The organism is Moellerella wisconsensis ATCC 35017, assembly GCF_001294465.1.
GTDB classification, from domain to species: domain Bacteria; phylum Pseudomonadota; class Gammaproteobacteria; order Enterobacterales; family Enterobacteriaceae; genus Moellerella; species Moellerella wisconsensis.
Map to the genome: position 1 here is coordinate 1 of NZ_LGAA01000006.1, position 15,412 is coordinate 15,412.

The following is a 15,412-nucleotide window of genomic DNA, read 5'->3' on the forward strand; positions in this document are numbered from 1 at the left end:
GAATTAATTTACTGTTCGCTTTATTATTCATCAAATTGCACTTAAATAGCTAGTTTTTCGAGCTTTTCGAACCCTTCAGTAATTAATACAGGGGTCAATTTAGCGATCGCTTCATCAATCCTCAAACAATAAGCGATATTTTCTGCCCCTTGTTTAGATTCAATAAGGGGTTGTTCTATTAATAAAGAAGCTGTTTGTTGATTATTGACCAGCCATTGAGTTCTTCTGGCTATCGCCGCCCCAGAATCAATGAATCGCGTTCCTGAAGGTAGTACTTGTGCAAGCTCATCAAGAATTAAGGGGAAGTGGGTGCAGCCCAGAACAACTGTATCTGGTGGCTCCTTCATGCGTAACCAGGGTTTAAGCGCTTGGGAGAGTCGCTGTAGCGATATAGGTATGCCATGTAATTTATCTTCTGCCAGTTCAACGAGTTCTGATGACCCTAAGGATTCTACTTTGCAGTCTGCCGCAAAACGGCTAATCAGCTCTTTAGTATAAGAACGATTCACTGTGCCTTTAGTCGCAAGCAAGCCCACAATCCCATTGCGTGTTAATTTACTTGCAGGTTTTATCGCTGGTACTGCTCCAACAATAGGAAAGCTAAACTTAGCACGTAAAGGAGGAAGGCTTATTGTACTCGCGGTATTACAAGCAATAATCGCCAGAGTTAATGGATGTTTTTTCTGAATAGCTTCAACAATAGAAGTCACTCTTTCTATAATAAAGGATTCGGTTTTTTCCCCATAAGGGAAAGCTTCATTATCGAATGCATAGATGTAATGAAGGTTAGGCAGTAATTTCCTAACCTCTCGGTAGACAGAAAGCCCCCCAACACCAGAGTCAAATACTAGAATTGTTGGGCGGCTGAATGGATTTTTATCAGAAGTTATAGCTTCCAGTGAGGAAGAATTCTCTTCCAGGGGTGCGATAGCCATACGCAGTCTCATAGTCTTTATCTAACAGGTTGGCTATTCTACCACGAATTGTCAGATGGTCAGTCACTGGATATGCCGCAGTTGCATCCCATAAACTAAAGCCACCTTGTTTAATGGTCCTAGGATAATCCGTATCATAACGCGAACCTATATATTGATAAGTCAGCCCCATGTTGACTTTTTCTATATTCCAATCTAATTGATATTTAACTTGTTGTTTAGCACGGCGTAATAACACTTTATTGGTTTCATCATCTCTAGGGTCAATATACTGATACGTTAATTGGTGATGAAAAATCCAAGTATCTAAATCACCGGTCCATTCAATCCCTTTGATTGTGGCTTTCTTAATATTGCTATAAGTAAAATCAGGATCGTAATTAATTAAATTTGTGATTTGATTGCGATATGCGGTAAGGCTCCAATAAAGAAGACCTGTAACTCCTTCAACTCCACCTTCCCATTGCTTGCTCTCTTCTGGCTTAAGATTTTCATTGGCTCCCCATTTTCCATAGAGTTGATCTAATGTCGGTGCTTTATAAGCTGTCGCATAAGAGCCTATTAATTTATAACCTTCAATGAATTCCCAGCCGGCACCTACTTGCCAGGTGGTATGCCAACCATATTCAGAATGATGATCGCCACGGATAGCACTCTCTATTGTGATATCCTGAATCTGTTTTTGTCCTGTTAAATATAAGCCCGTATTATCAGTATTTTCTTTTTTTACCATACCATTGGTATCTGGCTCTACCGATTGGCGATTCCAATCAATCCCAGTACTAATGCCACCATCTTCAATACGGAAACTATTACCCCATTGTAGATTGTACTGTTCAGAATCATTCAATCTGGCACTTGTATCATAGCGTCCTATTCTAGGATCAAAATTATAATCCTTAACGTGGCTATAACTTGCCAACAGTTGTGTTGAATAAATACCTCGCGAAAACTGCATGCCAGTATCAATTGTTCTGCTCGAAAGCTCTCGTGTATCAACTAAGGGTCCAGGATAGTTGCTATCATAATAGCTATCATATTTAGTTCTATTATCATAACCATAGCCTCTGGCAAATCCATTAAACTCATCATTAAACTGATGCTCAATGCCTAACCATAAGGATTTCGCCATAAAGCCATCGCGATCAGGTTGAGGAGTATTCCCTGTATTACCTCTGGCTTCAATATCATAGCCCGATGTGTAATCATAAGAGGCCGAAGCTGTAACTTTCGTTTTTTTACCAATAAGTTGTTGAGTAGAGGCATTATAATTTTGATAACTATAACTTCCAAGGGTCGCCCCTAATGTTGTCCCCGGCTCCGTCCGCCCTGTAATGATATTAATGACCCCTCCTATCGCATCGGATCCATATACCGCAGATCTCGCACCACGAATATATTCAATACGCTGAACAAGAGAGATTGGAATTTGGCTCATATCTGAAGAACCACTAATGCCCGCCTGATTAAGTCTAATCCCATCAACTAAAACTAAAACATGACCTGAATTAGCCCCTCGAATGTAGATCGAACTTAATTGCCCTCTTCCCCCACTTTGATAAAAGTCCACTCCCGGCAATCGTCTTAATACATCAACCACTGTATTAGACTGCCAATGGTCGATATCCTCGCGAGTCACTACAGTGATGGGGGCTAATACCGAAGAAATTGGCTGCTCGAAACGATTGGCAGTTACCACCATCTGATCCGCATTATTAGCCCATGCCAAAGAAGAAATACCACCAAATACTGCAATAGCTGCTGCCGACAGTGGCAACAATTTTTTATTTTTCATTTTTAAAGCATCCAGAGTAATCATTTTTAAAATCAGGATGCCGCAAGGCGGAATATAAGATGCGCGCAAATATTCAGCAAGGCGACTTTCAATGGCAGATATTCGGACTCAAGGAAAATTAATTGTTCTTATATAAGCTGAGTGTAGGAAGATCATAAAAATAGCCAACACTGCTACAGTTCAACAATATAATAGATACAAATTCCTATTACCGCTGCGCGTCAGTCCCAGATTCACACTGGGTTCCCTATTAACTCCTTACGGAGACCATTAGCGGGCTATATCCTAAAAGGCACGTGCGATTATGTCCATGCGTACACAATGAAAACTGGACATCTTGTCAGCTTTCCCTACAATTTCGCGTCAGAAAATTGATTTTTAGTGAATAATGGGGTCATACATATGCAAAATGCTTTGCCAACTGAACAATACGAACTGCAACTGGCAGAAAAAGTAACTCGTCTGAAGCAGTTGATGATCCCTTTCAATGCGCCGGAACCTGATGTTTATCGCTCGCCTGAATCGCATTATCGGATGCGCGCAGAATTCCGTTTATGGCATGAAAATGATGATATTTTTCATATTATGTTTGATCAACAAACCAAGCAACGGATTCGGATTGATCACTTTCCTGTTGCCAGCCAGTTGATTAATAACATGATGTATTCTCTTTTATCCTTAATAAAAGATAATCAAATTTTACGCTTTAAGTTATTTCAAGTGGATTATTTATCTACGTTGAGCAACAAGATGATTGTTTCTCTGCTTTATCATAAGAAACTGAATGATGAGTGGACAGCTGACGCCAAGCAACTTAAAGCAGCATTAGAAGCCCAAGGGTTTGATGTGCAGATTATTGGCCGTGCATCGAAAACCAAAATCATGTTAGATCATGATTATGTTGATGAAGAATTATTAATTAACGGTAAAAAAATGATTTATCGTCAGGTTGAAAATAGCTTCACTCAGCCTAATGCCCAGGTAAATATTCAAATGTTAGAGTGGGCAATTGCGGCAACTCAACATTCTAAAGGCGATTTACTGGAGCTTTATTGCGGAAATGGGAATTTTTCTTTGGCATTAGCGCAAAATTTTCAGCGCGTCTTAGCCACTGAAATAGCTAAACCGTCGGTAGCTGCGGCGCAATATAATATTGAAGCCAATAATATTGATAATGTGCAAATTATCCGAATGTCGGCGGAAGACTTTACTCAGGCGATGCAAGGAACTCGACAGTTCCATCGTTTAGAAGGCATTGATCTCTCAAGTTATCAATGTGAAACTATTTTTGTCGATCCCCCACGCAGTGGGCTAGATGATGACACGGTAAAATTAGTTCAGGGCTATAATAAAATTCTGTATATCTCGTGTAACCCAGAAACGTTAAGTCAAAATTTATTAGTGCTTAGCCAGACTCATGATATTAAGAAACTGGCACTGTTTGATCAATTCCCTTATACCCACCATATGGAATGTGGCGTATTACTGGAGCGTAAAGCAATTACGGACTAATATTTCGAGCTAACTGGATAAATAAAGGCCCTCAACGGGCCCTTTATTATTTCATCCTTGTTCCGATAACAAGCTTACTATTAAGTTATTATCATCTTACGACGAAATTATTCTTGTTCTGATTCCGCTAGCAATTCTTGCTGTTCACGCTTCCGTGCTATCCATGCACGACATAACCACAATGCAATAATTACTGAGAACGTAGCAGGCACAAAGTTAGAACCCATCTCACTGAACTCGGCTCTTAAAATAGTGGCATACAGGAACAAGCCTAATAAGAAAACGCCAACCACAATTTTCGGTAATCCATCCGGCATTGGAGCATGCAAATAACGTTGATGTAGACAATAAATAGAAAGTATCAACGTTAAAATAGGGAAAATGGAGAAAGAAACAAAGGAATTAAAAAATACAGAGAAAGTACCGTGAGTTGATAGTCCTATCACGAAGGCAAGCAATAAAGTACTTTTTTCTTGCCGATTGTGTTCCATCATGAGGTCTCCTTAATTTGTCGGTCCGGGGTAAGAATGATGTTTGTCTTGTTCACGCCTATACCAGTAATATGCACCTTTAGCTATCATACGTAACTGTAATACAAGACGTTCTTCGAGTCGTTGCCTTTTTTCTATATCAATATCCAGAGCTTCAGCACCGGCACTAAAAACGATGGTTACCATTGCTTCAGCCTGCATTTCAGTAAAATAACGCGGCATCCGTTTCTCTAATTCGAGGTAATCTGCTAATTCAGCAATAAAATGCTGAATCTCTCGCGCTACCGCAGCACGAAACTCCGCAGAAGTGCCTGAACGCTCACGCAATAATAACCTAAAGGCATTTGGGTTATTACCAATAAACTCCATAAAAGTTGAGACTGATGTACGGATCACACTCCCGCCCTTGGCAATGCGCTGACGAGCCTGTCGCATTAATTGACGCAACATCAAACCACTTTCGTCGACCATTGTAAGCCCGAGTTCATCAACATCTTTAAAATGGCGATAAAATGAAGTTGGTGCAATTCCTGCTTCACGAGCAACTTCACGCAAGCTTAAGCTGGTAAAGCTCCTTTCGGCACTCAATTGACTAAAAGCAGCTTCAATCAATGAGCGACGAGTTTTTTCTTTTTGTTTTGCTCTTACGCCAGTAACGTTACTCACAGTGATCCTAATATTTATTCATTGGACAGCAATTAATATATCAAATTTTTCAATCTTCGTGTTATTTGCTTCGGACGACAAAAAATAAAATCCATACAGATGTAGGCCATACCGTTAAATATGACTAATAATTTTCCTTTCCATTATTTTCGTCCATGTCGCAAAAATGCCGCTACCTATTAGGCTAATTAATCCGCCAATGTTAATATACAGTTGTCATTTTGTTTTCCAACAGGTCATATCTCATGCAACATATCCATTTTGATGCCATCGTAATTGGCTCTGGTCCTGGCGGAGAAGGTGCCGCCATGGGACTCGTTAAGCAAGGAAAGAATGTCGCTGTTATTGAGCGTTATGATAGCGTCGGTGGAGGATGTACCCATTGGGGGACCATTCCCTCTAAGTCACTCCGTCATGCTGTAAGTCGTATTATTGAATTTAATCAAAATCCACTTTATAGCGATAACTCACGAATTCTTCGTTCTTCCTTTGCAGAAATTCTTCTTCACGCTGAAAGCGTTATTAATCAACAAACCCGTATGCGCCAAGGCTTTTATGAACGTAATGGCTGTTCGATGTTTTCTGGAGAAGCGTCCTTTATTGACGAACATCGACTCAGTGTGCGCTATGCCGATGGTAGTTGTGATATTTTAAGCGCCGAAAAAATTGTTATCGCGACAGGTTCGCGCCCTTATACTCCCCCCGATGTCGATTTTACCCATTCGCGTATTTATAATAGTGACACTATCCTCAGTCTTTCTCATGAACCACGCCACGTCATTATTTACGGCGCCGGAGTGATTGGCTGTGAATATGCTTCTATATTCCGTGGCTTAAGTGTAAAAGTTGATCTAATTAATACTCGAGATCATTTACTGGCATTTCTTGATCAAGAAATGTCCGATGCGCTGTCTTATCATTTTTGGAACAGTGGGGTAGTTATTCGCCATAATGAAGAATATGAAAAAATAGAAGGCGTTGATGATGGTGTCATCGTCCATTTAAAATCAGGCAAGAAAGTCAAAGCTGATTGCTTATTATATGCTAATGGTCGAACCGGTAATACTGATACTCTGGGCTTAGCAAATGTTGGAATAGAAGCCGATAGCCGTGGCTTAATTAAAGTCGATAATCTATACCGTACTACAAATGAACACATCTATGCGGTAGGTGATGTTATTGGTTATCCAAGTTTAGCTTCAGCGGCATATGATCAGGGCAGAATCGCTGCTCGCGCTATGAATTCAGAAATTGATGGGCCTCATTTAGTTGATGATATTCCTACGGGTATTTATACCATTCCAGAAATTAGCTCAGTGGGGAAAACAGAACAACAACTTACTTCGATGAAAGTCCCTTATGAAGTAGGGCGTGCACAATTTAAACATTTAGCTCGCGCTCAAATTGCAGGAATGAATATTGGCAGTTTAAAAATCTTATTTCATCGAGATACGCTTCAAATTTTGGGTATTCACTGTTTTGGCGAAAGAGCCGCTGAAATTATTCATATTGGGCAAGCCATTATGGAACAAAAAGGTGAAGGTAATACGATTGAATATTTTGTTAATACTACCTTCAATTACCCAACCATGGCAGAAGCTTATCGAGTAGCCGCTCTCAATGGTTTAAATCGATTGTTTTGAATATATCTTATCGATGACGGGAGTCATATAAATTGATCCGACGATCCCGTCATTGTTATTTCTCAATAAAATTACGCAGAGATTTTTTTATCTTCATAATAATTCTGCATTAAACTACGAATAGCTTCTGCTAATTGTTCATAACGACCACGTAATGGCGATCCTGGACGATAAACTAAAATAACCGTACGCTGTGGCTCGGGGTCAGAACAATTAAGATAGCAAACACCATCACGACGAGTTTCATTTGGTACAGATAAATCGGGTAATAAAGTAATACCACTTCCCGCTGCAACCATATTGCGCAGAGTTTCAAGACTGGTTGCTCTAAAATGTGTATCTTCCTTTGCTCCCGCTTGAAAACAAAAGCCCAGCGCTTGATCACGTAAACAGTGACCATCTTCTAACATCAATAATTTTTCACCCACTAATTCGGAAAACCCAATATCTTGACGATGAGACCACGGATGATTTTCATAAACAGCCAATTTCATCGGCTCATTAAATAATGGAACGTCAATAAAGTTAGCGGTCTCTTTGACTCGCGCTAAAATAGCACAATCCAATTTACCACTGTCTAACTGCGCCAGCAGTTGTTGAGTTTGAGCCTCATGCAAATACATCTCTAATTTAGGGTATAAACTATGTAATTCTGGAATTATATGCGGTAATAAATATGGACCAATAGTCGGAATTAATCCGATATGTAATGGTCCTGACATACTTTCACCTTGCAAAGAGGCCATTTCTTGTAACACTTTGACTTCTCTCAACACGGTTCTTGCTTGCTCTACAAGCAATAATCCTTGCTGAGTAAATAATACTTTTCGACTGGTACGCTCAAGAAGCATAACACCCAGTTCATCTTCTAATTTACGGATTTGTCCACTTAATGTAGGTTGGCTAACATGACAAAAATCAGCAGCGCGACGAAAATGTTTATGCTCAGCAAGCGCAACCAGATACTCTAAATCACGAATATTCATATATTCCTCAGAAGACGATAGAATTTACCAATCATTATAGATTAATAACATGCTAGAAACTATCAACAAAATAAATTTTGCTTATTAGGGTCAGCAAATAATATTTAAAAGTATTTAACTTTATTTATATTTTTTGTGGATCAATTTATGAATAAATGAACTAAAGAAATTACTCGATAGGAATAAAGATAATTAATTAGCACTAGATAATATTAAAATTAAATTTTATTAACAATAAAGAAACATTTTTAACTATTTATTGTTATGTTTTTTTCAAAAAATAATAACATTATTATATAATCCAATAATTTATTATTTAATACTACCTAACCATAAAGACAAATCAGCTAAATCCTAAAAAGATAACTCTGAAATTTTATGTTACATATTTTCAATCTAGAAATAAAATTATACGAACAAACTCCTGTAATAAAAATAGATAAAAAGGAATAATCATATAAATAATTATTAACTTAGTTATGCTTTTACAATAAGGAGGATATATAATTTTTAAAAAGAATATTTATCTATATCTTAATTAGAGTAACACTTATTTTGCTACTCTCACAAATACTGTAGGAAATATAAATATATTCATAGTATAAAGAGATTTTATCGAAGCAATTATCTATACTTTATATTATTTTAATTAAGAAAATATAAATAATAATTATAAATTCAATTAATTAAATGAAAAAAGAAAAGTTAATAAATTAAATTTCAATCCATTAAATTTATAAAATATTATCAACCAACTAATAATAAAGAAGATATCTGATTTAAATCGATTGATAAAGATCAACAGAGGACACTATTAACAGTAAGCTATCAATAGCAAAAATTAGTAACTATTATAGCCATTAAAAATATGTCTTTATAAAAACTTTTTATGTTGATTTATTTCTAATAATATAAATATATACTTTTAATGGAATTATTGAATTAGATTAAACCGGATAAAATAAAAATAAATACTAAAATAACACCTTTAGTTCTTTAATTAGAAAAAACTATTTGAATCCGCAACTGGAGCATAAACTAAAATACCTCATATATATAAAAAAAAGCAACCAAGAATTATGATATAAACTCGGTTACTTTTTATTTTTCATTATTTTTATGACATTTTTAAACGCAATTTTGCATCCATAATAGCGGTGGAAACTTGGTGCTGAGAAACACCGCCTTTCGCTAAACGTTTATCTAAGCACGATTGTAATGATAAAATATCATAAACGTCGGATTGAATGACTGAACTGAATTTTTGCAAATCACTCAGTGATAATTCTTCCAACGCTTTCATCTGTGTAATGGCAGTAACAACTGCTTCGCCAACAATATGGTGAGCTTCGCGGAATGGTATTCCTTTAGCGACCAAATAATCCGCTAATTCAGTGGCATTCGCATAACCTTGTTTAGCGGCTTCTTCACAACGTGGACGTTTAATTTGAATACCATCGAGCACCAATGCCGCCATATGCAAGCAATCTAACCAAGTATCTAAAGCATCAAATAAGCCTTCTTTGTCTTCTTGCATATCTTTGTTATAGGCTAACGGTAATCCTTTTAGCGTCATCATCATGCCAGTCAATGCCCCTTGGACACGACCACATTTTCCACGAATCAACTCAAGTGCGTCTGGATTTTTCTTTTGTGGCATTAATGATGAGCCTGAAGTAACACGGTCTGATAATTCAACGAAACCGGCTTCTCCACTATTAAAGAAAATTAAATCTTCAGCAAAGCGCGATAAATGGATCATGCTAATGCTGGCATTAGAAAGCAATTCCAGTACATGGTCGCGGTCAGAGACCGTATCTAAACTATTACGCGTGGCAGAAGAAAAACCTAACCAACCGGCCAGTTGTTCACGATCGATATCGTATGCGGTTCCCGCTAAAGCCCCACAGCCTAATGGACTGATATCTAAACGTTTTAAGGTATCTTTTAGTCGGCTTTCATCACGCGCTAACATTTCGCAATACGCTAAACACCAGTGCGCAAACGTAACCGGCTGCGCTCGCTGTAAATGTGTATAACCGGGCATAACCGCGTCTTGATTAGCTTCAGCGGTGATCACTAAAGCCTGTTGTAGCAGTTCAATGGCATGTAATAATTCTAGTGTTTGGTCTTTGCACCATAATTTGAGATCGGTAGCTACCTGATCGTTTCGGCTACGTCCGGTATGCAGTTTTTTCCCGAGATCGCCAACTTTTTCAATTAATTTACCTTCAACCCAACTGTGGATATCTTCCGCATCACTTTGCAAAATAGCCTTTGGGTTTGCTTGTACTTCTTTCAGTAATTCATTCAGCGCGCATTCTAATTGTTGTTGTTCATTCTGGTTAAGCACTCCAACGGTCACCAACGCTTTTGACCACGCGACAGAGCCGGTAATATCCTGCTCGGCTAAACGATAATCAAAACGTAATGAATCGTTAAACTGTTTAAACCGTTGATCGGCTTCCTGACTGAAACGCCCGCCCCAAAGTGCCATAACTGTTTCCTATTCGATTAATAATCTAACAATAATTAATTTCTGTAATTCTTTGGTTCGCTACCCAAAATATAGCGATAACGAACCAGAAAAATTGAGATAATAATAACTTATTTTGTTCTGACCTATTTCTGTTCTTTTAACGCACGGATACGTGAAGACAAAGAATATAAACGAATAAAACCACCTGCATGGCTATGATCATAAACATCATCTTCACCAAAAGTCGCAAATTCTTCAGAATATAAGCTGCTGTCAGCTTTTTTCTGAATCGCCGTTACTTGGCCTTTGTACAATTTCAGCACAACTTCACCGCTGACATCTTCAGCCAATGATTCTGCGGCAGCTTGAATTGATTTACGCAATGGAGCAAACCAACGACCGTCATAAACCACATAAGACATTTCTAATCCCAGCTGTTCACGCCATTTAAAGCAGTCGCGATCCAGAACTAGCTGCTCGATACCACGCAGTGCAGCCATCATAATGGTTCCCCCTGGCGTTTCATAACAACCACGGGATTTCATGCCGACTAACCGGTTTTCAACAATATCGATACGCCCAACACCGTGCTTGGCGCCTAATTGATTTAAAGTTTCTAAACAATGTAATGGTGATAATTCTTGTCCATTCACGGAAACCACTTCGCCTTTTTTCACACCAACAGTGACATATTCAGCTTCATTTGGTGCGTCTTCTGGTGCAACAGTCCAAACCCAGCAATCTTTATTTGCTGCATTCCATGTACTTTCTAAAACACCACCTTCTGTCGAAATATGCCATGCGTTTTCATCGCGGCTATAAATTTTTTCTAACGAGGCTGTGGTTGGTATATTACGTTCTTTTAGATAATCCAATAGTGCTTCTCTTGAACGTAGATCCCACTCACGCCATGGTGCAATTACTTTCAGTTGCGGTGCTAATGCTGCGAAGGCGCTCTCAAAACGCACTTGGTCATTACCTTTACCTGTCGCCCCATGGGACAAAGCATCTGCACCGACTTTCAATGCTAATTCAACTTGTGCTTTGGCGATAATAGGACGTGCCATAGAGGTGCCTAGCAAATAGCTGCCTTCATACAGCGCTCCTGTTTTCAGCACCGGATAAACGTAGTCTTTAATAAACTCTTCACGTAAATCAACAATATGGCATTCAGATGCACCCGATTGCAGTGCTTTTTGCTCAACACCCACCAGCTCTTCAGGGTCTTGGCCGACGTTTGCTACAAATGCCACAACTTCACAGTTGTTATAGTTTTCTTTTAACCATGGAATGATTGCAGATGTATCTAGGCCGCCAGAATATGCTAGAACAATTTTTTTGATACCTTTTTTCATAATATGACCTTATCTTAACTCTTTAGAATATATGATTTAATTACACTTCGATATGAGTTGTATTCAGCTATTATTCAGCCAGAATACGGGTACCAATCGCCGTGCCGTTGAATAGTGCAGGTAATTGCTCTGCATGACGCCAGCTCGCAATATCTACTGGGCGCTGTAAGATTTTTGCCGCGTCTAATGCCGCATTAACTTTCACAATCATGCCATCAGTTATAATGCCTTGTTTAATCAGCATTTCTGCTTTCTTAGCTGTCATTTCAGCAATCTTTTGTCCTTTGCCATCTAAAATCCCACTAACATCAGAAAGTAAGACCAAATCTGCACCTAATGCTTGTGCTATCGCGGTTGCCGCCTGATCTGCATTAACATTCATTAATTGACCTTCAAGCGTGATCCCGATAGAACTGATAATCGGTAAATAATCCGCAGTTAATAATAAATTAAGTAGTTTAGGATCACCGGGACGCGCATGACCAACATGCCCTAACTCATCATTAAATTGATTAACAACTGCACTTTGTCCATCACCTAAAGATAAACCTACTGCGTGCAATTGGTATTTAGTCGCCCATGCCAATAAGGTTTTATTCGCAGTTCCAGCCAGAGCCCCGGTAATAATGTCAATCTGATCTGCTGGCGTAACGCGTAACCCCTGCTTTTTAATCACTGGCAATTGCAGTTTTTGCATTAATTCATCGACTAGACAACCACCACCATGAACGATAACTAGCGGCCGTTGATGCGATTGACGATAGGTTTGTAAGGCCGTAAATAATCTTTCCAGCGCTTCTTCGCTGTCCAGTAAAACACCACCTAACTTAATAACTAATGGTTCCATGGCACTGATCCTTAATCTGACTAATAACGCTTCTGGCAAAGGGGGTTAATTAAAGTAATGACTGAGTTTCATTAAAGCCAAAACGAATATTCATACACTGAACAGCCTGTGCGGCCGCACCTTTCAATAAGTTATCTTCTGTGCCTACAATAATCAGATAATCACCATTCAAGACAAAACCAATATCGCAAAAAGGCAATCCAACCACAGATTTCAACGCGGGTACTCCCTGCTCGTATAACCGCACTAAGGGCTTGTTGTGATAAGCCGACTGATATGCGGCTTTAATCTGCTCAGCGGAAACCCCCGACTTAACTTTGCAGGTAATCGTTGCCAGAATACCCCGCGCAAAATTGCCTAAATGTGGCGTGAAGATAACATCAGTGCCAAGATGAGCCGCAATCTCCGGCTGATGGCGATGAGTAAAAATTCCGTACGGCTGTAAGCTAACTTCGCAAAAGCTGTTAGTCATTGAAGCTTTACGCCCCGCACCAGAAACTCCGCTCGTCGCATTAATCACAGGCGGCATACTGTTATCTAATAATTTCTTAACCAATAAAGGCTTTAACGCCAATTGAGAAACCGTTGGATAGCAACCTGGTACCGCGATTAATTGAGCCTGTTTAATTTTGTCTGCCTGCCATTCGGCTAGTCCATAAACTGCATTCATTAACCAATGGTTGTTTTTATGTTCGAATCCGTAGTATTTTGGATAAAAATTAGCATCTTGAACACGATAAGCACCTGAGAGATCAAAAACTACACAGCCTGCTGCTAAAAATTGTGGGGCAATATCATGGCTCACCTCATGTGCTGTCGCCAAAAAGACGATATCGATACCTTTTGCAGCCTCACTGACATCAGTCAATGGCTGTAAAGACATGTCGATAACGCCTTTATACTGCGGATAGAGATCTGACAGCGATTTACCTGCATCAGTACTTTGTGCTGAGACCATTAATCCCTGCAGTTTTATCTCAGGGTGACGTTGCAGATATGCAGCTAATTCTGCTCCGGTATAACCACTGGCACCAATAATTAGAGTGTTCAACATAAGCTTTCTTTACCTTGTACTCAGTACCCAAACAGTTTAATGTGTATTTTTATTCAAATAAAGTGCATGAATATTGATACTATTAAGGATAAAGGCTGTCAACAGTGAATATTAAATTACCTGCATTTATTGAGCTTTATCGTCAATTAATTGCCACGCCGTCAATTAGTGCTACTGACGCTAAACTCGATCAAAGTAATAAAGTCTTAGTCGAACTGCTGGGATCATGGCTCAAAGATCTCGGTTTTAACGTCAATATCCAACCAGTTCCCGACACTCGAGATAAATACAATCTATTAGCCTCAATAGGAGAAGGTTCAGGAGGTTTACTGCTATGTGGCCATACTGATACCGTTCCTTTTGATGATGGACGCTGGAGCAAAGATCCCTTTACCCTGACCGAACAGAATGGCAAGTTATATGGATTAGGTACGGCGGATATGAAAGGCTTTTTTGCCTTTATTATTGATGCACTCAGAGATATAGATATACAGAAATTACAAAGCCCACTGTATATTCTCGCAACCGCTGACGAAGAAACGTCCATGGCCGGAGCGCGCTATTTTGCGGCAAATACCACATTACGCCCGGACTTCGCGATTATTGGCGAACCTACATCGTTACAACCCATTCGCGCGCATAAAGGACATCTGTCTAATGCAATCCGAATTACTGGACAATCTGGACACTCCAGCGATCCCGCTCGGGGAGTCAATGCGATTGAATTAATGCATGAATCTATCAGTCACTTAATGACCCTACGTAATACACTGAAAGAACGTTATAACAATCCTGCGTTTGTTATTCCTTACCCGACCATGAATTTTGGTCACATTAATGGCGGCGATGCGGCAAATCGGATTTGTGGCTGTTGTGAACTACATATGGATATTCGACCGTTGCCGGGATTAACTTTGCAGGATATTGACGAGTTATTAAATGAAGCCCTTGAGCCCGTGAAACAGCGCTGGCCAGGTCGATTAGAAATTGAAGCTATGCATCCACCTATTCCAGGGTATGAGTGCCCAACAAACCATAAAAAAGTAGCAGTGATTGAAACACTGCTAGGGCAAAAAGCCGATAGCGTCAATTACTGTACTGAAGCGCCATTTATTCAACAATTATGCCCGACATTAGTTCTTGGTCCCGGTTCTATTGAGCAAGCTCATCAGCCCGATGAATTTATCGATATGAAATTTATCGAGCCAACTCGTCAATTAATGACCCAGCTAATCGAACATTTTTGCCTGACAGAATCCGCGTAAATGCTACATCTGTGTGAGGTCAGCTTTGTATTGGCTGGCCTCATCCCTGTATTTCCCTATCCTCTGCACTTATTCTTTGCTCTTATCATCTATCTTGTGTGTATCTTAAAGTCTATTGGCTAGATGAATTTTTTTCTTGTTGATATTGAAAAACTCTCAGCGCGTTATTTGTGTTAAGTATTGACTCAAAAATAATATCAGGTAATCTCTATCTAGACGTCTAAACGTATAGGCGTTTACACGGATAAAAATAAATGAACAAATAGCCTCATGATAAGAGAAGCAAAAATATCAATACGAACTCTAAATAATTTGAATTGTAAGCAAAAAATAAATCACTAAGCCTACAACTTGAAATATGACGGGTGATGAAATGCCATAAAG

The 15,412-nt window shown here is 39.1% G+C and carries 12 protein-coding genes and 1 riboswitch; of the genes, 3 read left to right on the forward strand and 9 right to left on the reverse strand.

From position 1 onward, the window contains the following. Window positions 1–41: 41 nt before the first annotated feature. Complete coding sequence (gene murI / locus M992_RS02500) at window positions 42–935, reverse strand: glutamate racemase (RefSeq protein ID WP_053907186.1); 894 nt, start codon at window positions 933–935, stop codon at window positions 42–44. Then, window positions 880–2,730: a TonB-dependent vitamin B12 receptor BtuB gene (gene btuB / locus M992_RS02505; protein WP_053907286.1), complete on the reverse strand. Its 1,851-nt coding sequence runs from the start codon at window positions 2,728–2,730 to the stop codon at window positions 880–882. Before btuB ends, murI begins: the two co-directional genes overlap by 56 nt. A gap of 76 nt (window positions 2,731–2,806) precedes the next feature. Next, window positions 2,807–3,017, reverse strand: a riboswitch (cobalamin riboswitch). 115 nt (window positions 3,018–3,132) lie between these two features. On the opposite strand from btuB, the gene trmA reads away from it, so the two are divergent. Beyond that, window positions 3,133–4,242 (forward strand): tRNA (uridine(54)-C5)-methyltransferase TrmA, encoded by a 1,110-nt coding sequence (gene trmA, locus M992_RS02510; protein WP_053907187.1) that lies wholly within the window; start codon window positions 3,133–3,135, stop codon window positions 4,240–4,242. Between the two features lie 107 nt (window positions 4,243–4,349). Here trmA and M992_RS02515 read toward each other — a convergent pair whose 3' ends face one another. Both M992_RS02515 and fabR read right to left on the reverse strand, forming a co-directional pair. Continuing rightward, window positions 4,350–4,736 carry a YijD family membrane protein gene (locus M992_RS02515; RefSeq protein ID WP_053907188.1) on the reverse strand — a complete coding sequence of 129 codons (387 nt, stop codon included), beginning with the start codon at window positions 4,734–4,736 and terminating at the stop codon, window positions 4,350–4,352. 9 nt (window positions 4,737–4,745) lie between these two features. Further along, entirely contained in the window at window positions 4,746–5,399 is a 654-nt protein-coding gene (gene fabR / locus M992_RS02520; RefSeq protein ID WP_053907189.1) for an HTH-type transcriptional repressor FabR, read from the reverse strand. A 245-nt stretch (window positions 5,400–5,644) separates the two neighbouring features. On the opposite strand from fabR, the gene sthA reads away from it, so the two are divergent. Next, window positions 5,645–7,042, forward strand: a complete 1,398-nt coding sequence (sthA, locus tag M992_RS02525; RefSeq protein ID WP_053907190.1) for a Si-specific NAD(P)(+) transhydrogenase — start codon at window positions 5,645–5,647, stop codon at window positions 7,040–7,042. Window positions 7,043–7,113: 71 nt separating this feature from the next. On the opposite strand, the gene oxyR is transcribed toward sthA, so the two are convergent. The 5 genes from oxyR to argC all read right to left on the reverse strand — a co-directional run bounded on the left by oxyR (window position 7,114) and on the right by argC (window position 13,763). After that, window positions 7,114–8,028 carry a DNA-binding transcriptional regulator OxyR gene (oxyR, locus tag M992_RS02530; RefSeq protein ID WP_053907191.1) on the reverse strand — a complete coding sequence of 305 codons (915 nt, stop codon included), beginning with the start codon at window positions 8,026–8,028 and terminating at the stop codon, window positions 7,114–7,116. Between the two features lie 1,117 nt (window positions 8,029–9,145). Then, window positions 9,146–10,525 carry an argininosuccinate lyase gene (gene argH / locus M992_RS02535; protein WP_053907192.1) on the reverse strand — a complete coding sequence of 460 codons (1,380 nt, stop codon included), beginning with the start codon at window positions 10,523–10,525 and terminating at the stop codon, window positions 9,146–9,148. Window positions 10,526–10,650: 125 nt separating this feature from the next. Next, window positions 10,651–11,862 carry an argininosuccinate synthase gene (locus tag M992_RS02540; RefSeq protein WP_053907193.1) on the reverse strand — a complete coding sequence of 404 codons (1,212 nt, stop codon included), beginning with the start codon at window positions 11,860–11,862 and terminating at the stop codon, window positions 10,651–10,653. Window positions 11,863–11,932: 70 nt separating this feature from the next. Continuing rightward, on the reverse strand, window positions 11,933–12,709 hold the full coding sequence (gene argB, locus M992_RS02545) for an acetylglutamate kinase (RefSeq protein ID WP_053907194.1): 777 nt from the start codon (window positions 12,707–12,709) through the stop codon (window positions 11,933–11,935). A gap of 49 nt (window positions 12,710–12,758) precedes the next feature. After that, complete coding sequence (gene argC / locus M992_RS02550; protein ID WP_053907195.1) at window positions 12,759–13,763, reverse strand: N-acetyl-gamma-glutamyl-phosphate reductase; 1,005 nt, start codon at window positions 13,761–13,763, stop codon at window positions 12,759–12,761. 104 nt (window positions 13,764–13,867) lie between these two features. On the opposite strand from argC, the gene argE reads away from it, so the two are divergent. Continuing rightward, on the forward strand, window positions 13,868–15,028 hold the full coding sequence (gene argE / locus M992_RS02555) for an acetylornithine deacetylase (RefSeq protein ID WP_053907196.1): 1,161 nt from the start codon (window positions 13,868–13,870) through the stop codon (window positions 15,026–15,028). The last annotated feature ends 384 nt before the right edge of the window (window positions 15,029–15,412 follow it).